The sequence below is a fragment of the Leucobacter chromiisoli genome, from assembly GCF_016522505.1.
Classification (GTDB): Bacteria; Actinomycetota; Actinomycetes; order Actinomycetales; family Microbacteriaceae; genus Leucobacter; species Leucobacter chromiisoli.
Genome location: NZ_JAEHOH010000008.1, coordinates 18,916 through 41,627 on the forward strand (window position 1 = coordinate 18,916; position 22,712 = coordinate 41,627).

General features: G+C 70.9%; 19 protein-coding genes. 1 reads left to right on the forward strand and 18 read right to left on the reverse strand.

What is annotated here, in order from left to right:
* Positions 1–58: 58 nt before the first annotated feature.
* The 11 genes from JD276_RS06475 to JD276_RS06525 form a co-directional block, all read right to left on the reverse strand.
* On the reverse strand, positions 59–1,045 hold the full coding sequence (locus JD276_RS06475; protein WP_200114850.1) for a sugar ABC transporter substrate-binding protein: 987 nt from the start codon (positions 1,043–1,045) through the stop codon (positions 59–61).
* Positions 1,042–2,097, reverse strand: a complete 1,056-nt coding sequence (locus tag JD276_RS06480; protein WP_200114851.1) for an ABC transporter permease — start codon at positions 2,095–2,097, stop codon at positions 1,042–1,044. Before JD276_RS06480 ends, JD276_RS06475 begins: the two co-directional genes overlap by 4 nt.
* Positions 2,094–3,101, reverse strand: a complete 1,008-nt coding sequence (locus JD276_RS06485; RefSeq protein WP_200114852.1) for an ABC transporter permease — start codon at positions 3,099–3,101, stop codon at positions 2,094–2,096. The genes JD276_RS06480 and JD276_RS06485 overlap by 4 nt, the downstream gene beginning before the upstream one ends.
* Positions 3,098–4,591 (reverse strand): sugar ABC transporter ATP-binding protein, encoded by a 1,494-nt coding sequence (locus JD276_RS06490; protein WP_200114853.1) that lies wholly within the window; start codon positions 4,589–4,591, stop codon positions 3,098–3,100. Before JD276_RS06490 ends, JD276_RS06485 begins: the two co-directional genes overlap by 4 nt.
* Positions 4,588–5,640 (reverse strand): aldose 1-epimerase family protein, encoded by a 1,053-nt coding sequence (locus JD276_RS06495; RefSeq protein WP_200114854.1) that lies wholly within the window; start codon positions 5,638–5,640, stop codon positions 4,588–4,590. The genes JD276_RS06490 and JD276_RS06495 overlap by 4 nt, the downstream gene beginning before the upstream one ends.
* Before the next feature lie 2 nt (positions 5,641–5,642).
* Positions 5,643–6,896: a cupin domain-containing protein gene (locus tag JD276_RS06500; RefSeq protein WP_200114855.1), complete on the reverse strand. Its 1,254-nt coding sequence runs from the start codon at positions 6,894–6,896 to the stop codon at positions 5,643–5,645.
* Positions 6,897–7,104: 208 nt separating this feature from the next.
* Positions 7,105–8,337 (reverse strand): glycosyltransferase, encoded by a 1,233-nt coding sequence (locus JD276_RS06505; RefSeq protein WP_200114856.1) that lies wholly within the window; start codon positions 8,335–8,337, stop codon positions 7,105–7,107.
* A 22-nt stretch (positions 8,338–8,359) separates the two neighbouring features.
* Positions 8,360–9,448, reverse strand: a complete 1,089-nt coding sequence (locus JD276_RS06510) for a LacI family DNA-binding transcriptional regulator (RefSeq protein WP_200114857.1) — start codon at positions 9,446–9,448, stop codon at positions 8,360–8,362.
* Positions 9,449–9,507: 59 nt separating this feature from the next.
* Positions 9,508–11,142: a Na+/H+ antiporter NhaC family protein gene (locus JD276_RS06515; protein ID WP_200114858.1), complete on the reverse strand. Its 1,635-nt coding sequence runs from the start codon at positions 11,140–11,142 to the stop codon at positions 9,508–9,510.
* Positions 11,139–12,071 (reverse strand): PfkB family carbohydrate kinase, encoded by a 933-nt coding sequence (locus JD276_RS06520; protein WP_200114859.1) that lies wholly within the window; start codon positions 12,069–12,071, stop codon positions 11,139–11,141. Before JD276_RS06520 ends, JD276_RS06515 begins: the two co-directional genes overlap by 4 nt.
* Positions 12,071–13,081 (reverse strand): SIS domain-containing protein, encoded by a 1,011-nt coding sequence (locus JD276_RS06525; RefSeq protein WP_200114860.1) that lies wholly within the window; start codon positions 13,079–13,081, stop codon positions 12,071–12,073. Before JD276_RS06525 ends, JD276_RS06520 begins: the two co-directional genes overlap by 1 nt.
* A 398-nt stretch (positions 13,082–13,479) precedes the next feature.
* On the opposite strand from JD276_RS06525, the gene JD276_RS06530 reads away from it, so the two are divergent.
* Positions 13,480–14,553: a cation diffusion facilitator family transporter gene (locus tag JD276_RS06530; RefSeq protein WP_200114861.1), complete on the forward strand. Its 1,074-nt coding sequence runs from the start codon at positions 13,480–13,482 to the stop codon at positions 14,551–14,553.
* 99 nt (positions 14,554–14,652) lie between these two features.
* Here the strand turns inward: JD276_RS06530 and JD276_RS06535 are convergent, their stop codons facing one another.
* The 7 genes from JD276_RS06535 to JD276_RS06565 all read right to left on the reverse strand — a co-directional run bounded on the left by JD276_RS06535 (position 14,653) and on the right by JD276_RS06565 (position 22,711).
* Entirely contained in the window at positions 14,653–15,648 is a 996-nt protein-coding gene (locus tag JD276_RS06535) for an MBL fold metallo-hydrolase (RefSeq protein WP_200114862.1), read from the reverse strand.
* A 39-nt stretch (positions 15,649–15,687) separates the two neighbouring features.
* The gene (locus JD276_RS06540) at positions 15,688–16,875 is read right to left on the reverse strand and encodes a bifunctional 2-methylcitrate synthase/citrate synthase (RefSeq protein ID WP_200114863.1); all 1,188 of its coding nucleotides are present in this window, start codon (positions 16,873–16,875) and stop codon (positions 15,688–15,690) included.
* A 50-nt stretch (positions 16,876–16,925) separates the two neighbouring features.
* Positions 16,926–17,825 (reverse strand): methylisocitrate lyase, encoded by a 900-nt coding sequence (gene prpB, locus JD276_RS06545; RefSeq protein WP_200114864.1) that lies wholly within the window; start codon positions 17,823–17,825, stop codon positions 16,926–16,928.
* Between the two features lie 93 nt (positions 17,826–17,918).
* Entirely contained in the window at positions 17,919–19,457 is a 1,539-nt protein-coding gene (locus tag JD276_RS06550) for an MmgE/PrpD family protein (RefSeq protein WP_200114865.1), read from the reverse strand.
* A complete protein-coding gene (locus tag JD276_RS06555) occupies positions 19,454–20,092 on the reverse strand; it encodes a GntR family transcriptional regulator (protein WP_200114866.1) in 639 nt (212 codons plus the stop codon). The genes JD276_RS06550 and JD276_RS06555 overlap by 4 nt, the downstream gene beginning before the upstream one ends.
* A 120-nt stretch (positions 20,093–20,212) precedes the next feature.
* Positions 20,213–21,556: a dihydrolipoamide acetyltransferase family protein gene (locus JD276_RS06560; RefSeq protein WP_200114867.1), complete on the reverse strand. Its 1,344-nt coding sequence runs from the start codon at positions 21,554–21,556 to the stop codon at positions 20,213–20,215.
* A gap of 27 nt (positions 21,557–21,583) precedes the next feature.
* Positions 21,584–22,711, reverse strand: coding sequence for an alpha-ketoacid dehydrogenase subunit beta (locus tag JD276_RS06565; RefSeq protein ID WP_200114868.1), 1,128 nt, complete (start codon positions 22,709–22,711; stop codon positions 21,584–21,586).
* Between the last annotated feature and the right edge of the window lies 1 nt (position 22,712).

The following is a 22,712-nucleotide window of genomic DNA, read 5'->3' on the forward strand; positions in this document are numbered from 1 at the left end:
GGTCGCAGAGGTGCTGCGGGGCGACCAGGCGCCGGCCCGGTCGCCCCGCAGCGGGACTCTAGAAGGCGGGCTCCTCCGAGTCGACGTTCTCCGCGGTCACCACCGTGAGCGGGATCGGGAGCCGGTCATCGACCTGCTCACCGTTCGCCGCCTTGATGATCGTGTCCAGCGCGAGCTTGCCGTCCTCGACCGGCGACTGCACGATCGTGGCGTAGAACTGCCCCGCCTTGATCGACTCGAAGGCGTCCTGCTGACCGTTGATGCCGACGACCGGAGGGATCGCATCCATGTCCCTGCCGGCCTCGGCCCATGCGTCGAGGAAGCCCCGCGCCATGGTGTCGTCGTTCGCGTAGACGCCGTCGATGTCGTCGCCGAACCGGGTGATGAGGTCGCGGCTCGCCACGAGCGCCTTCTGCTGATCGAAGTCGGCGTTCACCGTCTGGAGCACCTCGATGTCGGCCCCCTCGGCCTCGATCTGATCGGTGAAGCCGTCGGTGCGCCCGGTCGTCGTGGCGTTCCCCGCCTGGCCGCCGATGATGACGACCTTCCCCTCGCCCCCGAGCGCCTCGATCATGGCGTCCGCGGAGAGCTTGCCCTCCTCGTACACGTCGGGGCCGGTGAAGCTCTCGACGAGGTCGAGCGCTTCGTCGTCCATCGGCGTATTGATGAGCACGACCGGGATCCCGGCCGACTGGGCCTGGATCAGCCCGGGAATGTACGCCTGCGGATCGAGCGGCCACAGCACGATGCCGTCGGGGTTGCGCCCGATGCAGGTGGTGAGCTGCTCGGTGCCGGTCTGGACGTCGAAGTCCTGGCTGAGCATCGTCACCTTGGCCCCGGCCTCGTCGGCCGCCTCCTGGAACGCCTTGTTCGCGGGCGTGGCGTAGGCGTGGGATTCCGCTGCCGTGATGTAGCAGATCTCCTTGCCGTCGCCGTCGGCGGCATCGCCGCTCGACCCGCCGTCGGCAGCGCCGCCGCCCGAGCAGGAGGCGAGCAGCAGCGCCGCTGCGAGCGCCGTCCCGCTGAACAGCATCTTCTTGATCATCGGATCGTCCTTTCCATTTCCTTCGGTTGAGAGCCGGCGCTCGTGCGGGAGAGCCGGCGGGCGAGCGTGGTCAGCGAGACATCGACGCCACGCTTCGAGTGGGTGAGCCGGTCGAGGAGGATGAGCAGCAGCAGGATCGCGCCGGTCACGATGTCCTGCACGTAGGCGGGGATGCTCTGGTACTCCATCGCGGTGGTGAGAGCGGCGAGGGTGAGCAACCCGCCGAGCGTGCCGAGCGCCGAGCCGACACCGCCTTCGAGGCGCGTCCCGCCGATCACCACGGCAGCGATGGAGGTCAGCACGATCGTGTCGCCGAAGACCGGCGAGCCCGTGTTGGAGGCGATGCCGAACGTGACGCCGGCGATACCCGCCATGAGACCGCTGAACACGAAGGCCCCGAACAGGTACCAGCGCGAGCGGATCCCGCTCGCCGACGCGCTCGCGGCGTTGCTGCCCACCGCGAAGAGGTTCCGGCCGACGACGGCGCGCGTGAGCCAGAGGTGGAGCAGGAGCAGCAGCACGAGGAAGATCGTCACGCGTGCCGACAGCGTCCACACGAGCGGCTGAGTGAGCGGGATCCCGAAGAAGGGATCGGTGCCGCTCACCGGCCGCGAATCGGTGATGAGGTGGCAGATCGCCCGGAAGAGCAGCATCGAGGCGAGCGTGGCGACGAGCGAGTTGATCCTCAGCACGGCCACGAGCAGTGCGTTGAAGCAGCCCGCCGCCAGCCCGACGCCGACCCCCACCAGGGCGGCTGGGAACTGGCCGAGCTGGCCCTGGAGGCCGACGGCCGCGATGCTCGAGAGGGCGAGGATCGCTCCGCCGGAGAGATCGAGCTGACCCGCGATGAGCACGACCGTCAGACCGATCGCGATGAGTCCCATCGTCGCCGCGCGGTCCAGCCCGAGACTGAGCGTGCGGGCCTCGAAGAAGCCGGGCACGAAGGACGCGGCGATCACGAGCGTGGCGACGAGGATGACCACCACCCGGTAGCGCACGAGCCCGAGGAGCGCGAGCGTCCAGCCGCCCTGCACCGATGACGCGGCCTTCATGAGCGGCCTCCCTTCCGACGGAGGTAGATGTCGAGCGAGACCGCTCCGACGATGAGCAGGCCCTTCGCGATGCCCTGCACGGGGGTCGGAACGCCCTGCAGCACGAGGATGTTGTTGAGGATCGCCACGAAGAGAAGACCGCCGAGTGCACGGGGGATGCTGCCCGATCCGCCGAGCAGGCTGATCCCTCCGACGACCACCGCCGTGATCGCGTCGAATTCGTAGCCGGCGCCGATACCGGGCCTAGCCGTCTGCAGCGTGACGCCGAGGAGCACGCCCGCCAGGCCGCTGAGGCCCGCCGTCAGCACGAACGCGGAGGCGCGGGTGCGGGCCAGGGGCACGGCGCTCGCCCGAGTCGCGTCGGGGTTGCTGCCCGCAGCGTAGATCCACCGTCCGAGCGTCGTGCGGGAGAGCACGAGATGCCCCGCCACCGCGACGACGAGGAACACGATCACGATGACCGGGATCCCGAACACGCGGCCGTTGAGGAACGCCTGCGCCGCCGGATCCGAGCCGTAGACGATGACGCCCCCAACGCTCCACTGCGCGATGCCGAGCACGATCGTGCTCACGGCGAGGGTGGTGATCACCGGGTTGATCCTCGCGTAGCCGATCAGCAGGCCGTTGACGCACCCCGCAGCGAGCGCGGCCAGGATCGCGACGAGCGCTGCGGGCAGCGTCCCGATCGCGGGCTGGAGGCCGAGCGTCAGGATCGCCCCCACTGCGACCGTGGCGGGAACCGAGAGGTCGGCCAGCCCTCGTGTGATGAACACGAGCGTCATGCCGACGACGATGACGCCGAGGATCGAGATGTTGATGAGGACGTTCACGAGGTTGCCGAGGGTGAGGAAGCGATCCGAGAGGATCGCGCCCACCACGAGCAGCAGGACGATGCCGAGCGGCATGCCGATGAGCGGCACCGCGCGCGCCGCGAGGTTCGCCCGTGTCACCCGGCTCCTTCCCGACACTCCCGTGTGCGTCGTGTCGAGTCTTGTGGCGCTCACGCCGTCACCGCCTCTCCTGTCGCTGCGTGCATGATGCTCGTCTCATCGGCCTCCGCACGCCCGAGCTCCGCAGAGACGCGGCCCTCGTGGAGCACGACGATGCGGTCGCTCACCGCGAGCACCTCGGGCAGCTCCGAGGAGATGAGCAGGATCGCGGTGCCCGCCGCCGCGAGTTCGCCGATGATCTCGTGGATGTCCGCCTTCGCTCCGACGTCGACGCCGCGCGTGGGCTCGTCGAGGATCAGCACCCTGGGGCGTGCCGCGAGCCACTTCGCGATGACGACCTTCTGCTGGTTGCCGCCACTCAGCGTGTCGACCGGCCTGTCGATGACGGGCGGCGAGACGCCCAGCGCCGCCACCTGCTCCTTCGCGAGCCGCTGCTCCTTCCCGCGGGAGATCCAGCCCCCCGCCGAGAGCCTGCCGAGGACGGGCAGGGAGATGTTGTCCTTGATCGACGCCGAGGGCACGATCCCGTCGCGCTTGCGATCCTCGGGAACGTAGGCGATCCCCGACGCCAGGCCCTTGCCCGGCGTACGGGCGCGCACCTCGGCTCCGTCGACGCGGACCGTGCCCGCCTGCGCCCGGTCCAGACCGAAGATGGCGCGCGCCACCTCCGTGCGGCCCGCGCCGACGAGCCCCGCGAGCCCCACGATCTCGCCCGCGCGCACCTCGAAGGAGACGTTCTCGAAGGCGCCGGCCCGGGTGAGCCCCTCGACCTCGAGCACGGTCTCGGCGATCGGGACGTCGCGCTTCGGGAAGACGTCGGTCAGATCGCGGCCGACCATGAGCCGGATCATCTCGCCGGCGGTGAGCCCCTTCGATTCGCGCGTCTCGATCTGCCGGCCGTCCCTGAGCACGGTGACCCGGTCCGCGAGGTCGAGCACCTCGCGGAGGCGATGGCTGATGTAGATGATCGCGATGCCCTCCTCGCGCATGCGCCTCACGACGCGGAAGAGGGCCTGCGCCTCGTGCTCGCTCAGCGAGGAGGTCGGCTCGTCGAGCACGATGATGCTCGGACGCAGCGCGTAGGCCTTCGCGATCTCGACGATCTGCTGCTGGCTCACCGTGAGAGAGCCGAGGATCGCTGAGGGGTCCATCCGGGCGTCGAGCGCCTCGAGCACCGCGACGGCCTCCTCGTGCAGTCGGCGCCGCTGCAGGATCCCGAAGCGCGAGGGGGTTCTCCCGAGCGCGATGTTCTCGGCGACGGTGAGGTCGGGCACGAGGTTCAGCTCCTGATAGACCATCCCGATGCCGCGCCTGCGGGCGTCGAGCTGGCCCGAGATGCGGGTTTCCTCGCCGCCGAGCAGGATCGTTCCCTCGTCGGGCTGATACACGCCCGCGAGGATCTTCATGAGCGTGGACTTCCCCGCGCCGTTCTCGCCGACGATCGCGTGCACCTCTCCCGATTCGACCACGAGATCGACGTCGGAGAGCGCGCGGATGCCGGGGAACGATTTGGAGATGCCCCGCATCTCGAGGGCCGCGCTCATGCGTCGCTCCTCTCGACGGAGGCGTTCGGGATCCTGCTCGGGCCGCAGTGGAACTCGACGCGATAGGAGACGCTCTCGCCCGGTTCGAGGTAGGGCAGCGTCCCGGCCTCACGCGCGGCCGCCCGGCCGCGGCTCCAGTCGATGCTCGTGGGTTCGAGGCCCAGCACGTAGTGCCCCTCCCCCAGCATCTTCCACTGGTGCAGGCCGGGGAGGGTCTCGGAGTCGAAGCGGATCGCGACCCGGAGGTCGATGTCGGGGTTGTCGACCGAGACCTCTGCGTCGCCGCAGCCCGTGAAGTCATGCGTGAAGACCTGCTCCGCGTACCCCGGGACAGGCCCGGAGATGTCGAACCAGTCGGCCATGCCGGCCTCCGCCGCGGCGTCGCGGGGGGCGACCGAGTTCGACGGGATCGCGAGCACGGCCGAGTCGTCGAGCAGCGGCCACCCGAGGTTCGCGTGGTACAGCACCATGTGCCCGGCGGGGGTCGACGCCTCGTTCGTGACGCGGTCCTCCACGATGATGCCGGATCCGCCGATCGGAACCCGGATCCGCCGTCGCAGCAGGAGGTTCTCGCCGAACACCGCGGTCTGCCGCACCTCTCCCTCGACGATGAGCTCGTCGTCGGTCGTCTCGGTGCGGGTGACGGTCGCCGGAACGCTGCCGATGCGGCCGTGCATCGGGTAGTGGACGCCCTCATCGGTGCTCGCGGGGCCGAAGGTGTCGAGCCCGCAGCTCGCGAGGAGTCCGCCGCCGAACGTCCGCAGCCACTCGGTGCCGCGGTCGACCGTGCGGCCGGGCGCCGCGAAGCCCGTCGGCGACTGCCAGGCGATCGGCACGCCGCGATAGCTCGCGGCCCCGAGGTCCAGCGCTCGATCGGGATGCACGTTCACCGTGAGCCCGCCGCCGGAGGTGAGGGTCAGCCGGCGCGCGCCCCGCGCGGCGCCCTGGGTCTCGACCAGGTCGTCGATCCCCGCGAGCTGCCTGAGGGTGCCCATGCGACGCCGGGCCTCGGCCGGCGGCCGTCCGTAGAGGAGAGGTGCCCCGGCCATGCTCAGAACCCGAGTTCGGCGCGCTCTGCGTCGAGCTGCCGGTTGCCGGGGCCGAAGTGCTTGAGCAGCACGAGATCATCGGTCGTCGAGGTGTTCGTGACGGTCACCCCGGCCTCCGCGGCGGCCGACGTGATGAAGAACTCGTCGCTCGAGAGCTGACCGTATCGGATGCTCGAGATCGCGGCGACGGGAAGCCCGTTCAGGAGGCCCTGACCGGCGACGGCGATGAGGCCGTGGGCGTCCCGATCCGCGACCCTGACGGTGCCCCCGGGTGCCACGGTGAGCTCCTTCGCGCTGAACGCTGGTGAGCGGTAGGTGATCCAGGACTCGACGAACTCGGGGGATCCCGTGCGGCTCTCGACCGTCTCGACGGGAGGGGTGAAGCGGTGGCTCCAGAACTCCGGATCCACGTTGCGCTCCCAGTCGACGAGTTCGAGGATGAAGTCGAGATCGCCGACGCGATCCTCGGGCACGTCCTTCCAGAGGAGCTCGTCGGGGACCTCGCGGTTGTTCGACCAGGACTCGGTCATGGCGAACACGTCGCACGCGGACTGCGGCTCGTAGGTGCACATGCTCGCGGGGGCGTGCAGAACGCCCGCGGGCACGTCCCAGCCGGTCCCCGGCGTGATGCGGTAGGCCTTCGAGAGTTCGGTGATGCGGTTGTCGCCGCCCGCGAGGAACGCCGCGAGCTTCTCGCGGAGCTCGTCCTTCGTGACCTCCGGATGCAGGCCGAAGAAGGTGTACGGGAACCGACCGCCGTGGTTGTTCATCTGCGGCGGGAAGTAGTAGGCCTCGGGCTTGCCCGGCTTGCCGACGAGCGCGGCGTGCTCGTCGCGGTGATGGATGTGGAAGGGCAGCGGGAACTCGTTGTCGAAGAACTTCGAATACATCGGCCACAGCCCGTGGCTGTCCCAGAGACCGCCGATGGCATCACCCTTCGCGTGCGCGATGAACTCGTCCAGGGGGATCACGCCCCCCTCGGGATCGAGCACGAGGCTGAGCCCCTCGAAGGGATCGGTGAGCGGACCGTTGTCGGCGCGCACCGCACTCGCGAGCCAGCGCTCGTCGATGCCGCCGCGCTCCTTGCCGAGCGGGAAGTAGTCGTCCTGGTGCAGGCGGATCCTGCGGCCCGGCGTGCAGAACGCGCGCGGCACCCAGGCCGGCGCGAGGCGGAGGATGCCGCCCGCCTCGTTCATCGCCCGCTCGATCGCGGCCTCGGACCCGGTGACTCCTGCGTAGGGGCCGGCTTGTGCCATCTTCCACTCCTTCGTGTCTCTGCGCCGCGCTCGTTCTGCAGCTTCATCGTTAGGTTCATTGAACCATTAATGTTTCAATGAACCTAACAGAGGCGCATGCCGAGCGCAAGAGGGCGATCCGCACCCGGGGCCGGGGGCGATGCGCCCTCTCCCGCGGGCTCGCGACGGGGGCCGGCAGTTCGCGGCGGGGACCGGCGGGGGCCGCGGCTCAGCCGGCGAGCAGCTCCCGGTACGCCTCGAGCAGCTGCGCCGCGGAGGCGGCCCAGTCTCGGTTCAGCGCGTGCCGCCTCGCGGCAGCGCCCATGCGGCTCGCCAGCTCCTCGTCGCCGAGCAGGTGCGCGATCGCCGCGGCCCACACCTCGGGGTCGTCGCCGTCGATCAGCACGCCCGTCTCGCCGTCGATCACGGCCTCGCGCAGCCCGCCGGCCGCGCGGGCGACGACGGGCACCCCCGACGCGGAGGCCTCGAGCGCGACGAGGCCGAAGGTCTCGGAATGGGACGGCATGAGCACGATCGCGGCGCGGCGCAGCCGCTCGGCGAGCTCGGCTCGACGCAGCGCCCCGTCGAAGGCGACGGTCGAGAGCATGCCGGCCTCCGCGATCGCGGTGTGCAGCTCGCGCACGTAGTCGTCGCCGTCCGGCGGCGGCGCCCCGATCACCCGCAGCGCGGGGCGTCGGCCGGGCGGGATGGCGGCGACCGCGGCGACGGCGAGATCGAACCCCTTGAGCGGGTGCAGTCGGCCGGCAACGAGCACCTCCGGGCTGCCGCCGTGCTCGATCCAGGCGCGGCGCTCCGCGCACTCTCCCGGCTCGCAGGGCCGGAAGAGGGCCGTGTCGACGCCGAGCGGCACCACGCGCACGCGCTCGGGATCGGCCCCGAGCCGCTCCAGCATCGTGTCCCGCTCGGCGAGACTGACGGCGACCAGCAGATCGGCCTCCGCCGCGAGGCGCCGCTCCCCCGAGATCCTCCCGGGCGACTCGGGGCGCTCCCCCTCGGTCAGCGGGCTTCCCGGCTCGGCCGCGATGCTGTGGAAGCTCTGCACCAGCGGCACGCCCAGCTCGCGCGCGACGGGAAGCGCGGCGACGCCCGAGAACCAGTGCTCGGCGTGCAGCACGTCGACCGGATCCACCCGCAGGTGCTCCCCGAGCGCGCGCCCGAACGGCTCCATGAGCGACTCGTGCTCGCCCTTCGAGAGCAGGCGCGCCGGTCCCGCGTCGAGGTGGCGCACCGTGAGCCCCTCCGCGAGTTCCACGGCATCCGGCAGCCCGGGGTCGCTGCGGCGGGTGATGAGCTCGACGCGGTGCCCCGCCCTGGCCAGCTCGGCCGCCTGGGCGCGGACGACGACGTTCATGCCGCCCGCGTCCTTGGTGCCCGGCTCGTCGAGCGGCGAGGTGTGCAGCACGACGAAGGCGATGCGAAGGGATCCGGCGCTGGGGGGCATGCACCGAGCGTAGCGGCTCCGCTCAGCCCGGCGGCGCGACGGATCCCTGATCGACGGTCTCGGAGGCGAGGTGATCGACGACCCTCGGCCGGCGGTCCCCGCCCAGGCGGGCGATGAGGATCTCCGCGGCGTGCTCGCCCAGCCGCTGCACGGGCTGTCGCAGCGTGGTGATGGGCGGGTCGTGCACCGAGGCCCATGGCGAGTCGTCGAAGCCGATGAGCGAGAGGTCCGCCGGAAGCACCAGTCCGGCGGCGCGCGCCTCGGCGAGCACGCCGATCACCGCGTCGACCTCCGTGGCGATGAACGCGGTGGGCCGGCCCTCGCCCGCCAGCGCGCGTCTCGCGAACCTCCGCACCCCCTCGATCGTCTGCTCGCCCGTCATGACGAGGGCGGGATCGAGCGGAATGCCGGCGGCTTCGAGCGCTGCGGCGTACCCCAGGTAGCGCTCGCCGACGCTCGAGATCTCGGAGCTCCCCGCCCACTCCCGCAGGTGGTCGGCGGTGACGGCGCCGCGGCCCTGCCGGGCGGGACCCCACGCCAGCGCGACCCGCCGGTGCCCGGCCGCGATCAACCGCTCCGCCGCCGTCCTCGCGGCGTCGCGGTTGTCCATCACGACGGCGTCGGCGTCGAACCCGTTCAGCGTGCGGTCCACCTGCACGACCGCGGTGCCTCGCTCGTGCGCCCATCGCAGCGCCGCCGCGGGAGCGTGCGCTCCGCCCGCCGGCGCCGCGATGATGCCGTCGACCTGCTTTCCGACGAGCAGGCGCACCGCCTCGTCCTCGAGCTCGGGATCCTCGTCGGAGTTGACGAGCAGGGTGCCGTACCCCGCGGCCCGCGCCGCGTCCGAGATGCCGCGGAAGACCGCGGCGAAGAAGGGGTTGGCGATGTCGGCGAGCACCACGCCGATGGTCATGGTGACGCCGGTGCTCATGCTCCTGGCCAGCTCGTTCGTCTCGTACCCGAGCTCCGCGGCCGCGACGAGAACGCGCCTTCTCGTGTGCTCGCTCACGGAACCGTAGTTGCCGAGCACGCGGGCCGCCGAGGAACGGCCGACGCCGGCGCGGCGGGCCACCTCGGAGAGGGTCGGCCGACTCGGATCCGGATTCGTCACGTTTTCACTCTATTGGGCCCGGGGCCGCGCCGCTGGGCCCGGCCCCCTCGGGCGCTCGCTCACGCGGCCACCCCGAGCAGCCCGATCGCGGCGAAGCCGATGGCGCCGATCGCCGCTGCGATGAGCTGGTAGGGCAGATTCGTGATCCAGTGGCGGTAGAGCGGGACGCGGGTGGCGCTCGCGGTGAGCAGCCCGACGTCCGAGGAGATCGCCGCTGCGATGCCGAAGGTTCCGGCCGAGAGGAGCGCCGCCACCGTGGCCGGCGTGCTCGCACCGATCTGGGTGGAGAGCTGCACGAGCACGGGCGTGAGCAGGATGTACAGCGACCAGTTCAACGTCACGAGCATCTCGGTCGCGCCGAAGACGGCGAAGATGATGAGCGGCAGCCACTGCGGCGCGATCACGCCCGAGACGTTGTCGACGATGAACTCGGTGAAGCCGAGCATCGAGATGCCGTGCACGAGCACGAACGCCAGCGCCATCAGCAGCACCAGGGAGAAGATGTCCTTCATCCCGTCGACCACGGCGTCGACGTAGCCCGCGATGGTCGTGTGGCGCTGGAGCACCAGCAGCACGCCGGTGATCACGATGGCGAGTATGAACCCGAGCTGGATCTGACCCAGGAGGAGCGTGGCGAGGATCACGACCGCCACCGGTACGAGGAAGTTCAGGAAGTTCGGGAGCTTGCGGCCGTCGGCCGGCGGCTCCGCGGACGCCCGGCTCCCCTCCGTCGAGGCCCGTGCCGCCCGCTCAGTCCGCTCAGCCTGCTCAGTCCGTTCCGCCCGCTCCGCGGCGACATCCCGTCGCAGCGGCCCGAAGACGGGGATGATCCGCGCTCCGAGCAGCAGGCCGATGAGCACCGCCGCCATGGAGTAGAAGAGGAAGGGCAGCATCTCGAGGTAGACGCCCATCTCGCTCGCCCCGTAGCCGGCCGCGACGACGAGCCCCGCGATGAGCGCGGTGGTCGAGCCGATCGGGTTCAGCGTCGTCGCCGGCTCGCCCGTGGAGCGGAGGATCGAGGCCGTGAAGCTTCTCGGAAGCCCGTAGCGCTGGTTCAGCGGGGACATGCTCACGCCGACGCCGGACGCGGAGAGGTAGCTGTCGTTGCTCAGCAGCATCGACGAGACGGCGGTCGTCAGCCCCGCGGCGCGGGGGCCGCGGGCCAGCTTCGAGGCCGCACGCGCGAAGGACGCAGCGAGGCCCATCTGCTCGAAGACGCCGATGAGGCCGCCGATGGCGGTGAGGAGCACGAGCAGCGAGATGTTGTCGACATCGGTCAGCTGACCGTAGAGCGCGTCCATCCAGGCGGTCGCGAAGGATCCCCGGAAGACCATGAACGTCGCGAGCGCGCCGCTCCAGAGGAACCCCTCGAGCACGCGGTGCGTCGTGAGGATGAAGCCGAAGAGGGTGACGGCGGGCAGCAGGCTCCACCATCCGTAATCGGCGCCCTCGCCGGAGGGCGCCAGCAGGCTGAGGAGCACGATCGCGGAGAGACCCGAGTATCCCGCGATCGTGCGCATGCGCGGCGTGAACCCCGAGCCGGCGCCTCCCGCAGGCGCCTCGTGATCCTCCGTGCGACCGGGGGCGGTTTCCGCGCCGGTCGCCTCGGCGGCGGCGGTGGCGGTCCCGGCGGGTGCGGTGTCCGTAGCGGTGGGCGCGGCGGCCTCCGCGGCGGTGTCGGCGAGTTGCGTCATTGCACGATCTCCTTTGCGTAGCCGAACGCTCCCTCGGCGGAGCACTGCTCGGCGGCGAACGCCGCGGCTGCGGCGAGCGCTCGGTTGATGGTCTCCGCCTCGGGAATGAGGCCCCTGGCCCAGCCCTGGTCGAGCAGGGTGAGCGCGAAGGCGGTGATGAAGGCGTCGCCCGCCCCCATGGTGTCGAGCGCCTCGACCCGCACCGCGTCCGCGCGATGCAGCGTCTCGCCGTCGAAGAGCCCGGAGCCCTCGACCCCGCGCGTCACGAGGCAGAGCGCGGCACCGCGGGCGTGGACGTCCCGCGCGAGCCGCTCCGCCTCGTCCCAGGCGAGCTCCGCCGCCGACACGATCGCGAGGTCGACGTGCGGGGCGACGGCATCCAGGTACGCGGGATCCCGCTGCTCGGGCTCGTCGGAGAGGTCGAAGGACACGAGCGGACAGCGCTCCCGAAGGGCCGGGAGGGATCCCTCGAGTGCGGCGTAGGGGCCCAGGTGCACGAGGTCGAACTCCGCGAGGTAGTCGAGGTCGGCGGGATCGGGTTCGAACGGGCGGTCGAGCACGACCCCTCCGGCCCAGTCGCCGAAGATGCGATCCCCGTCGACGACGCGCACGTCGCACCAGCCCGTCTCGCCCTCCCGCACGGCGCAGCGGTCGGTGGCGACGCCGAGATCGGCGAGCGCCGCCCTGATATGCGCTGCCGCGTCGTCGGTGCCGAACACGCCCAGGTAGGCGGATTCGACGCCCATCCGGCGGGCGAACACCGCGAAGTTGACGCAGTTCCCGCCCGGGTAGAGCACGCCGCGGTCGACGAAGCGGTCGACGACGTTGTCGCCGAAGCCGACGACGCGGCGACCGGCCGGCCTACCGGCGCGGTCGGCCGACGTACCGGCGCGGGCGGCCGGAACGGCGGCGCGCCCTGCCGAGGGCATCAGTACTCGACCTTGCGGTAGTAACGGCGAGTGGTGAGATCGTGGTTGCGGGCGGCCTCGAGGTGCTTGCTGAAGCGGATCGTGATCGCGTCGACGACGATCGGCGCGACGAGGCCGCGGAACTGCGGGGAGATTCCCTCGAGCGGATAGTCGGCGGTGTCGATCACGGTGGTCTCGTCGTTGTAGGTCTCGGCGAACCTGCGCACGCGGTCCATGATCGGCCGCGTCTCGTCCTCGCCCACGAAGAGCATCAGACTCGTGTCGCGCTCGATCAGCTCGAGGGACCCGTGGAAGAACTCGGCGCCGTGCACCCGCGTGGTGTGCAGCCACTGCATCTCCTCGAGGATGCACATCGAGTAGTTGTAGGTGAACCCCCACAGGTTGCCGGCTCCGACGAGGAAGTGGTACCCGGTCTCGGCGTGCCGCTTCGCGAAGGCCTCCGCGATCGGGTCGGCCTGCCGCTGGACGGCGGTGAGCAGCGGGGTCGGGTCCGAGAGCTCATCGGCCAGCCGCTCGTACTCGTCGAACTCCCCCCGGCGGTTCAGCAGGGCCGCCGTGAGCAGCAGCATCTGGATGTCGACCGACTCGCTCGCGGTCTCGTCGTCGGCCCAGTTCACCAGCACGTGATCGGCCGCGGCGATCGGCGAGTCGGCGTAGCCGGTGAGCGCGATGGTGGTGACGCCGCGCTCACGGCAGTACTCGAGCGCGGCGACGGTCTCCCGGGTCGTGCCCGACAGGGAGGAGAACACGGCGATCGAGCGCTCCGTGAGTCGCGGATCGCCCGTGACCACCAGCTCCGCCGCGATCGCGGATCGCACCGGCACGGTCGACAGCCGGGTGATCACGTGCTCATACGGCCACATGGCGGCGTAGGAGCCTCCGGAGCCGATGAGGAAGATCGAGTCGTAGCCCTGGGCGGTGACCTCGTCGACGATCGCGTCGATCCGGGGGCGCAGCGCAGCCGCCCCGCCGATCACGCGCTGGTAGAGGTCTGCGTCGAAGCCGAGCATTCTGGTCCTTTCATCGCGCCGTCCGCCCTCGGGCTCGGCAGCGCTGCCTGGAATCGCAATTCAAGTTTGGTACCGGTCCCAATTTGGAACCGGTACCAATAGTGTCACGAAGACGTGCTCGCCACAAGCGCGGAGGCAGTGCCCCGAGCGGGGGTGCGGGCGGACGCTGCTGAAAGGCGACGGACCGGGGTCGGGAGGCGACGGGCCAGGGCCGAGGGGCGGCGCGGGCGCGGGTGGGACGGCGTCGAGAGACGGCGCGGGCGCGGGTCTTGCGCTCGATACCCCCCTCAGGTATAAGGTGGGTGCAGGAGGATCCCCGACGTGGATCCCGTCCCTCGTCGGCTCCGAGGCCACGAACGGCGGAGACGGACGGGGAAGAGCGAAGTAGAGTGCGGAGAATGCCCACAGCAGACGATCGACCGGACGAGACGCCCGAGCCCGCCGATTCGGCCTGCGAGACCGACTTCAGCGAGGGCCACCCCGAGGGGCCCGCGGTGGCCGGGCCTGCGGGCGGCCGCTCGGGATCCGGCGGACAGGGCCACGGAGGCGGGCACTCGCACAGTCACGGCCTCGACGGCGCGGCGACCGCCACGGGGAAGCATCGCACGCGCCTGATCCTGGTGCTGTGCATCACCCTCGGGATCTTCCTCGTGCAGGTGGCCGGCGCGCTCGTCTCGAGATCGCTGTCGCTGCTCGCCGACGCCGGGCACATGCTCACCGACGCCACCGGCGTGGCGATCGCGCTCGTCGCGAGCCTCATCGCGGGTCTGCCCGCGACCTCGAAGCGCACCTTCGGCTACCTCCGCGTCGAGGTGCTGGCGGCGCTCGCCAACGGGATCGTGCTCGGCGTCATCGCCGTCGTGATCTTCGTCGAGGCGATCCGGCGCTTCGGCAGCGAGGTCGAGATCCAATCGGTGCCGATGCTCGTCGCGGCGGTGATCGGCGCCATCGCGAACCTCGCGTCGCTGCTGATCCTGCAGTCGGGGCAGAAGGAGAGCCTGAACGTGCGCGGCGCCTACCTCGAGGTGCTCGGCGACCTGCTCGGCTCGGTGGCGGTCATCGTCGCGGGCGTGATCATCCTGCTCACCGGCTGGAACGTCGTCGATCAGATCGCGTCGCTCCTCATCGCCGTGCTGATCTTCCCGCGAGCCGTCAGCCTGCTGCGCGACGTCGTGGACGTGCTGCTCGAGGCGGCGCCGAAGCACATCGACGTCGACGAGGCCCGGGATCACATGCTCGCCGTGCCGGGGGTCGTCGAGATCCACGACGTGCACGCCTGGACCATCACCTCGGGGGTGCCGGCGTTCTCGGCGCACGTCACCGTCTCGGACGAGGCGTGGGACCGGCTCGGCCACCACGCGATCCTCGACGAGCTGCGCGCCTGCCTGGGCGAGCACTTCGACACCTCGCACGTGACGCTGCAGCTCGAGCCGGCGCGGCACGCGCGGCACGAGGACGAGCTGCACGCGTAGAGGGCGCCGGCCGCGACCGTTGAGACCGCCCGCACCCCGGGACCGACCGCTGTCGTGGTATCGGAACGGCCGGTCTCGGAAGGACGGACCGATCTGCGATCAGCGCCCGGCGCGTCGCACCCGCTGGAGGTGCATCTCGGTCTGCCCGAGGGCCGAGAGCAGGCTGCTCCCCCGCAGGTTCTCCCAGCCGTAGCTCCAGGTGAGGCGCGACGCGACCTCCCACACCGGCAGGTCCGACTCCCCCGCGACCACCTCGGCGACCGCCGCCCCGCGCGAGCGATGGTGCTCGGCGATCTCGATCGCCCGCTCCCGCGCTCCCGCGAACCGGAAGCCGTGGCCGGGGCACACCTCGACCTCGCCGAGGGCGGCGACCGAGGCGAGCGACGCGGAGTAGTCGCCCAGCGGATCGTCCCCGAGCGCGCGGCCCCCGAGGCCGATGCCCGGGTTGATGGCCGGCAGCACGTGGTCGCCCGTGAAGACGACCCCCGAGGCGTCGTCGACGAGGGAGACGTGCCCCGGCGTGTGGCCCGGGGTGTGCAGGACGCGGAGCCTCCTCCGGCCGAGGCGCACCTCCTCTCCCCCGGTCAACGCCTGCGACACCTCGAATGCGGGCACGTCCACCACGCCGCGTCCCGCCGCCTCGCGCAGCTCCCCCCGGCGATCCGCGGGCACCCGCCACCTCCGCAGCGCCGCCTCGAGCAGATCCGGCTCCATCAGCGCCGCGCCCGACCGGATCGCCTCGACGTCGGTCCGATGCATGCGCACCCGGGCGCCGGAGGCCTCGACCAGCCGAGCGGTCAGTCCCGAGTGGTCGTGGTGCAGGTGCGTGAGCGTGATCGAGGCGATGTCCTCGATCCCGAAGCCCGCCGAGCGCAGCGCGGCGCCCAGCAGCAGCAGGTTCTCCTCCGAGTCGCTGCCCGCATCGATCAGGTGCGCCGACCCGTCGCCGCCGTCCACGGCGTACACGAGCGAGTAGTGCAGCGTCTCCCCCGGCATCGGCAGGGCCACGGCGAGGATCCCGGGCCGCACCTCCTCCGGCGCGGGGATCTCGCCGCGCACGAAGGCGGCGCGCTGCGCCTCACTCGTCACCCGCATCGTGCCCTCCGTCCGCCGGCGCGAACGCTCCGCGTCCGCTTACGCCGACTCCTCCGGACGCTCCTGCGCCTCGAGCTCGGCCGCGTCGGGCACGTACCCCTCGATGTGGCGCTCGTCGGCGCCGTTGTAGGCCGACAGAGGGCGGATCAGCGCGTTCGACGCCGTCTGCTCCATGATGTGCGCCGTCCACCCCGTCACGCGCGAGGCGATGAAGAGCGGCGTGAACGTGAGCGTGTCGAAGCCGATCAGGTTGTACGCGGGGCCGGAGGGGTAGTCGAGGTTCGGGTAGATGCCCTTGCGCGAGACGAACTCGCTCTCGAGCTTCGCGTACAGCTCCGCCACGTCGGGGCGGTCGTAGTGCTCGATCAGCGTGTCGAGCGCCGCCTTCATGGTCGGCACGCGCGAGTCGCCGCGCTTGTAGACGCGGTGCCCGAAGCCCATGATCTTCCGCTTCTCCGCGAGCGCCTGGTCGAGCCACGGCACCACGTTGTCGGCCGAGCCGATCTCGCTCATGATGTGCAGCACCGCCTCGTTCGCGCCGCCGTGCAGCGGGCCCTTGAGGGCGCCGATCGCGCCGACGACGGCGGAGTACAGGTCGGAGAGCGTCGAGGTGATGACCCGCGCCGTGAAGGTGGAGGCGTTGAAGGAGTGCTCCGCGTACAGGATCATCGAGCGGTTGAACGCGTCGACGACGACCTCGTCGGCCTCCTCGCCGAACGTCATCCAGAGGAAGTTCGCCGAGTAGTCGAGATCGTCGCGCGGCTCGACGATCTCCTGCCCGCGGCGACGGCGCTGGCCGTACGCCACGATCGAGGGCAGCGCCGCGTAGAGGCGGATGCTGCGCTCCAGGTTCTCCTCAGGGCTGCCGGCGGCGTCGAGCACCGATCCCGAACCCGAGTTGTCGGACGCCCCGATCACGCTGACCGCGGTGCGCACCTCGTCCATCGGGTGCGCGTCGAGCGGCAGCAGATCGATCGCGGCCCTCACGTTGTCGGCGAGCGCCCGGTGCCTGCGCTCCTCGGCCCGCAGCTCGGCCAGCTGCTCGTCGGTCGGCAGCTCCCCGTGCCACAGCAGATAGGCCACGGCCTCGAAGGGCTGCGTCGCCGCGAGCTCCTGCACCGGATACCCGCGGTACAGCAGGCTGTTCGTCTCGGGGTTGACCTTGGAGACGGCCGTGTAGTCGACGACGACGCCCGCGAGGCCCTTCTTGATGTCTGCTTCCGCCATGATTCGCTCCTTTGCTGGCTGCGCGTGAAGTCCGTGTCCGGGATCCGACGCTAGCGTTCGACCGTGAAATTGAACACGCTCGTGTCGAAGTGGTTGTAGTCCTCGTAGTCGATCAGCTCGTACAGATCCGCCCGGTGCTGCATCTCCTCGAGCTTCGAGGTCAGACGCCCCTCCTCGTTCAGCGTATCCAGCGCCCGGCCGGTCGCGCCCATGGAGATCCGCAGCATCGACACGGGCCAGATCACGATGTTCATGCCCACGTCGGCCAGCTGCTGCGAGGAGAACAGCTCGCTCTTGCCGAACTCGGTCATGTTCGCGAGCAGCGGCACATCGACGGCCTGCCGCATCCGCTCGAACTCCTCCAGCGTGCGCATCGCCTCCGGGAAGATCGCGTCCGCGCCCGCGTCCACGAGCGCCTTCGCCCGGTCCACCGCCGCGTCCATGCCGTCGGCGGCGCGGATGTCGGTGCGGGCCATGATCAGGAAGTTCTCGTCGCGGCGGGCGTCGACGGCGGCGCGGATGCGCTTGACCGCGGTGCTCTCGTCCACGACGGCCTTACCGTCGAGGTGGCCGCAGCGCTTCGGGTTCACCTGGTCCTCGATGTGGCAGCCGGCGAGGCCGGCGTCCTCGAGCTCCTGGATGGTGCGCGCCACGTTCATCGGCTCGCCGAACCCCGTGTCCGCGTCGATGATCGCCGGCAGCTCGGTCATGCGGGCGATCTGCTTGCCGCGACCGGCGACCTCGCTGAGCGTGGTGAGCCCGATGTCGGGCAGGCCGAGGTCGGCGGCGAGCACGGCGCCGGAGATGTAGACGCCGTCGAAGCCCTTGCGCTCGATCAGGCGCGCCGAAAGCGGGTTGAAGGCGCCGGGGAAGCGCAGCAGCTCCCCGCCGGCGAGCCGCTCGCGCAGGTTCCGGCGCTTGTCGGCGGCCGAGGTCTTACTGTAGAGCATCGGTTCGTCCTTTCGATGGAGGGGTGTTCGCTCCCCGGGCCGGCCGGGAGGAGGAGCGGCGCTCCCCCGCCGGCGGGCCCGGGGAGCCGCGCATCAGAAGAGGCCCTGCGGCGCTGCGGCGAGATCGATCGCGCCGGCCTTCGCGACGATGTTCAGCTCGCGCACCTCGTCCGCGGTGAGCTCGGGCAGGCGCTGCACGAGGTCGAGGAAGCGCTCGATCTCCGCCTCCTCGAGCACTGGCTCGGCGAGGGTGCGGAACTTGGCGATGTACTGCTCGCGGGCGAAGGGGCGCGCGCCGAGCGGGTGGGCGTCGGCGACGGCGATCTCGTCGACGAGCTTCGTGCCGTCGGCGAGCTCGATCTCCACGCGGCCGCCGAACGACTTCTCGTCGGGATCCTCGGAGTGGTAGCGGCGCGTCCACTCGGCGTCCTCGGCCGTGGTGATCTTGTGCCACAGCTCGACCGTGTCGGCGCGGCCGGCGCGCTCCGGGGCGTACGAGTCGACGTGGTGCCAGCCGCCGTCCTGCAGCGCGACCGCGAAGATGTACGGGATCGAGTGGTCGAGCGTCTCGCGCGAGGCCTTCGGGTCGTACTTCTGCGGGTCGTTCGCGCCCGAGCCGATCACGTAGTGCGTGTGGTGGCTCGTGTGCAGCACGATCGCCGCGATGTTGGCGGGATCCGCGAGCTCGGGGCGCTCGTTGTGCAGCTTGCGGGCCAGGTCGATCCAGGCCTGGGCCTGGTACTCGGCCGAGTGCTCCTTGGTGTAGGAGTCGAGGATCGCGCGCTTCGCCTCGCCCGGTGCGGGCAGCGGCACCTGGTAGGAGGCGTCGGGGCCGTCGAGCATCCACGCGATGACGCCGTCCTCGCCCTCGTAGATCGGGCTCGGCGAGGTCTGGCCGCGCATCGCGCGGTCGACGGCCTCGACCGCCATCTTGCCGGCGAACGCGGGAGCGTGCGCCTTCCACGTCGAGATCTCGCCCTTGCGGCTCTGGCGGGTGGCGGTGGTGGTGTGCAGGCCCTGCGCGACGGCCTGGTAGATGGTCTCGGTGTCGAGGCCGAGCAGCGTACCGATGCCGGCCGCCGCCGAGGGGCCGATGTGGGCGACGTGGTCGATCTTGTGCTTGTGCAGGCAGATGGAGCGCACGAGGTCCATCTGGATCTCGTAGCCGGTCGCGATGCCGCGGATCAGCGCGGCGCCGTCCTTGCCGACGTGCTGGGCGACGGCGAGGATCGGCGGGATGTTGTCGCCCGGGTGCGAGTACTCGGCCGCGAGGAAGGTGTCGTGGTAGTCGAGCTCTCGCACGGCGACGCCGTTGGCCCAGGCGGCCCACTCGGGGCTCGACTTCCGGGCGCCCTCCCCCGTGCTCGGCAGACCGAAGATCGCGGATCCGTCGCCCCCGTTGGACACCGGGTGCGAGAGGGCCTGCGCGCGGGCGGCGACGATCGGACCGCGGCCCAGCGACGCCGCGGCGACCGACGCGTTGTCGATGATGCGGTTGATGATCATGTCGACGACGTCGGCCTCGACCTCCACCGGGTCGGTCGCGACCTCCGCGATCTTCCAGGCCAGCTGCTCCTCGCGGGGCAGATCCTCTTCGCTCTTGTAGACGCGGACGTGGTGATTGACGGTCATCGGTTTCCTTCCGGGAGAGACGTGAGAATGGCGGTCAGTGCGTTGTGCAGATGTACGTGGGTGGCGTGGGCGGCGAGCTCCGCGTCCCCGTCAGCGACCGCCGAGGCGATGAGCGCGTGCTCGTCTGCCGAGGCCTGCATGCGACCGCGATTGTCGCTGGTCAGGCGCCGCGCGCGCACGAGATGGGTGCGGATCGTGCGCAGGGCCGAGGTGAGGTACGCGTTGTCGACGGCGGCGTCGAGGGCCGCGTCGAACCGGGCGATCAGGGCGTAGTAGGCCTCGATGGCCTCATCGCTGTCGAGGTGCGCCCGCGTGAACTCCTCGGAGAGGGCGCGGAACGCGGAACGGTCGCCGCGGGCCGAGGCGAGCCTCGCCATCATCGTCTCGAGGGCGCGTCGCGCCTCGAAGAGCGCGCGAATGTCGTCGGCATCGAAGTCGGTGACGACGGTCACGCGCGGCGACTGCTGGGTCACGAGTCCGTCGGCGACGAGCCTGCCGATCGCCTCGCGCAGCGGGGTGCGGCTGACGCCGAGCCGGGTCGCCTGCTCGACCTCGCCGAGCACCGTGCCGGGCGCGAGCGCTCCGCTCTGGATCTCGTCGAGGAGCGTCACATAGGCGCGGTCACTGGCGCGCATCGGCTGGCCTCCTCACCTCTTCCCCCTCAGTGTATACACACCGAGAGGAAAAACCCAAGAGGCGAGGTGATGATCCCGGCACCGTATACAATCACAGGGCGCACGGGCGGCCCGCAACTCTCAGTCGAGCAGCAGTGCGGGCTCCTCGAGCACCGAGGCGACGTCGGCGACGAAGCGGGAGATGACGTCACCGTCGACGATGCGGTGGTCGAAGGATCCGCCCACCGTGGTCACCATGCGGGGCCGCACCTCGCCGTCGACCACCCACGGCTTCTCGCGGATGGTGCCCATCGCCATGATCGCGCACTCGCCCGGGTTCAGGATCGGCGTGCCGAAGTCCATGCCGAACACGCCGATGTTGGTGATCGTGATCGTGCCGTTCTGCATGTCGGCCGGGGGAGTGCGCCCGTCGCGCGCGGTGATGGTCAGCCGCTCGATCGCCTTCGCGAGCTCGAGCAGGCTGAGATCCTGCGCCTCCTTGACGTTCGGCACGATGAGCCCCCTGGGGGTCGCCGCGGCGATGCCGAGGTTGACGAAGTTGTGCCGGATGATCTCCGTCTCGGTGAAGGTCGAGTTGATCTCGGGGTTGCGCCGGATCGCCCACAGCATCGCCTTCGCGAAGATAAGCAGCGGCGACACCTTGACGCCCGCGAAGTCGGTGGAGCTCTTGAGCCGCTTGACGAACTCCATGGTGCGGGTGGCGTCGACCTCGGTGAAGACGCTGACGTGGGGCGCGTCGTTGGAGCTCGCGACCATCGCCTGCGCGGTCATCTTGCGCACGCCCTTGAGCGGGATCCGCTCCTCGCGCGCCTCCGACGGCTCCGGCGTGGCGATGTTGCGGAACAGGCTGGCCTGCGAGGCCTGCCGCACCACGTCGTCGCGCAGGATCTCTCCCGCGATCCCGGATCCGGCCATCTGGGCGAGGTCGACGCCGAGATCCTTCGCCAGCTTGCGGATCGGCGGCTTCGCGATGATGGGAGAGGCCTCGGCCACCGGGATCGGAGCCCGGTGGATGGGCGATCCCGCCAGCAGCGGCTCACCGCCGCGCCGTCGGCGCGAGCGCACCGCGCCCGCCGTGCCGTAGCCGACCAGCACGGCCCCGCCCTCGTCGGAGTCCTCGTGCTCCACGCTCGCGGCCGCGTCGGCCACGGCGTCGCGGGTCTCCTCGGAATCGCCGGTCGTCGTGCCGGCGTCGCCCCCCGTGCCCGCGTCCTGCGTCGCGTCCTCGGTGCGCACGCGCAGGATCGGCTCGCCCACGGGCACGGTGTCGCCGATCTCCGCCAGCAGCTCGGTGACCACGCCCGTGAACGGCGACGGGAGCTCGACGAGGGACTTCGCGGTCTCGATCTCGCAGATCACCTGATTGAGCGAGACGGTGTCGCCTGGCGCGACCATCCAGGTGACGATCTCCGCCTCGGTCAGCCCCTCGCCGACGTCGGGGAGGGGGAAGGTCATGTCGCTCATCGTTGCTCCAAGCTCGTGGCGGGGGGATCAGTAGTGCATCGTGCGGTCGACGGCCTCGAGCACGCGGTCGGCGTCGGGCAGGTAGACGCCCTCGAGCTTCGCGGGAGGGAAGGGCACGTCGTAGCCGGAGACCCGCAGCACGGGGGCCTGCAGGGAGTAGAACGCCTCCTCGGCGACGTGGGCCGCGATCTCGCTGCCCACGCTGGCTCCGCCCTGCGCCTCCTGGGCGACGACGAGACGGCCGGTCTTGCGCACCGAGGCGAGCAGCGGCTCGTAGTCGATGGGGGAGACGCTGCGCAGATCCACGACCTCGAGGCTGGTGCCCTCGCCGCCGGCGATCTCCGCGGCCTGCAGCAGCGTCGTCACCATCGCGCCGTAGCCGACGACCGTCACGTCGCTGCCCGTCCGCGCGATCCTCGTGGCGTGCAGCGGCGCGGAAGCGGCGGCCGGATCGACCTCGCCCTTCTGCCAGTACTTCGCCTTCGGCTCGAAGAACAGCACAGGATCCGGCGACTGGATCGCCTGCTGGATCATCCAGTACGCGTCGTTCGCCGTCGAGGGCGCGACCACGCGCAGGCCGGGGGTGTGGGCGAAGTACGCCTCGGGGCTCTCCTGGTGGTGCTCGACGGCGCCGATGTGACCGCCGTAGGGCACCCGGATCACGACGGGCATCGGCACCTTGCCGTCGTGCCGGCTCGTGATCTTCGCCAGCTGGGTGACGATCTGGTTGAAGCCGGGGAAGATGAAGCCGTCGAACTGAATCTCGCAGACCGGGCGGTAGCCGTTCATCGCGAGGCCGATCGCACTGCCGATGATCCCCGCCTCGGCCAGCGGCGTGTCGAGCACCCGGGCCGAGCCGAAGTCGGCCTGCAGCCGGTCGGTGACGCGGAACACGCCGCCGAGCGGGCCGATATCCTCGCCCATCAGGATCACACGCTCGTCCGCCGCCATCGCCGCCCGCAGCCCCTCGTTGATCGCCCGTGCGATCGGCAGGGTGGTGCGCTCGGTCAGCAGGTTCACGGGCGTCGCTTCGACGGACGCGGGCTCGGCGACGGGGCCGATGCGCTGCGCGGCACGCTCGACCGACTCCGCGACCGGATCCGCGGCCGAATCCTGAGCCTGCCGAGGGGCCTGGACGCTCTGTTCCGTGCTCATG

Coding starts and splice junctions, on each gene's coding strand:
- JD276_RS06565 (WP_200114868.1), bottom strand. CDS start 22,711: ATGAGCACGGAACAGAGCGTCCAGGCCCCTCGGCAGGCTCAGGATTCG.
- JD276_RS06515 (WP_200114858.1), bottom strand. CDS start 11,142: ATGACGCAACTCGCCGACACCGCCGCGGAGGCCGCCGCGCCCACCGCT.
- JD276_RS06490 (WP_200114853.1), bottom strand. CDS start 4,591: ATGAGCGCGGCCCTCGAGATGCGGGGCATCTCCAAATCGTTCCCCGGC.
- JD276_RS06560 (WP_200114867.1), bottom strand. CDS start 21,556: ATGAGCGACATGACCTTCCCCCTCCCCGACGTCGGCGAGGGGCTGACC.
- JD276_RS06475 (WP_200114850.1), bottom strand. CDS start 1,045: ATGATCAAGAAGATGCTGTTCAGCGGGACGGCGCTCGCAGCGGCGCTG.
- JD276_RS06540 (WP_200114863.1), bottom strand. CDS start 16,875: ATGGCGGAAGCAGACATCAAGAAGGGCCTCGCGGGCGTCGTCGTCGAC.
- JD276_RS06530 (WP_200114861.1), top strand. CDS start 13,480: ATGCCCACAGCAGACGATCGACCGGACGAGACGCCCGAGCCCGCCGAT.
- JD276_RS06500 (WP_200114855.1), bottom strand. CDS start 6,896: ATGGCACAAGCCGGCCCCTACGCAGGAGTCACCGGGTCCGAGGCCGCG.
- prpB (WP_200114864.1), bottom strand. CDS start 17,825: ATGCTCTACAGTAAGACCTCGGCCGCCGACAAGCGCCGGAACCTGCGC.
- JD276_RS06480 (WP_200114851.1), bottom strand. CDS start 2,097: ATGAAGGCCGCGTCATCGGTGCAGGGCGGCTGGACGCTCGCGCTCCTC.
- JD276_RS06555 (WP_200114866.1), bottom strand. CDS start 20,092: ATGCGCGCCAGTGACCGCGCCTATGTGACGCTCCTCGACGAGATCCAG.
- JD276_RS06520 (WP_200114859.1), bottom strand. CDS start 12,071: ATGCCCTCGGCAGGGCGCGCCGCCGTTCCGGCCGCCCGCGCCGGTACG.
- JD276_RS06505 (WP_200114856.1), bottom strand. CDS start 8,337: ATGCCCCCCAGCGCCGGATCCCTTCGCATCGCCTTCGTCGTGCTGCAC.
- JD276_RS06535 (WP_200114862.1), bottom strand. CDS start 15,648: ATGCGGGTGACGAGTGAGGCGCAGCGCGCCGCCTTCGTGCGCGGCGAG.
- JD276_RS06550 (WP_200114865.1), bottom strand. CDS start 19,457: ATGACCGTCAATCACCACGTCCGCGTCTACAAGAGCGAAGAGGATCTG.
- JD276_RS06495 (WP_200114854.1), bottom strand. CDS start 5,640: ATGGCCGGGGCACCTCTCCTCTACGGACGGCCGCCGGCCGAGGCCCGG.
- JD276_RS06525 (WP_200114860.1), bottom strand. CDS start 13,081: ATGCTCGGCTTCGACGCAGACCTCTACCAGCGCGTGATCGGCGGGGCG.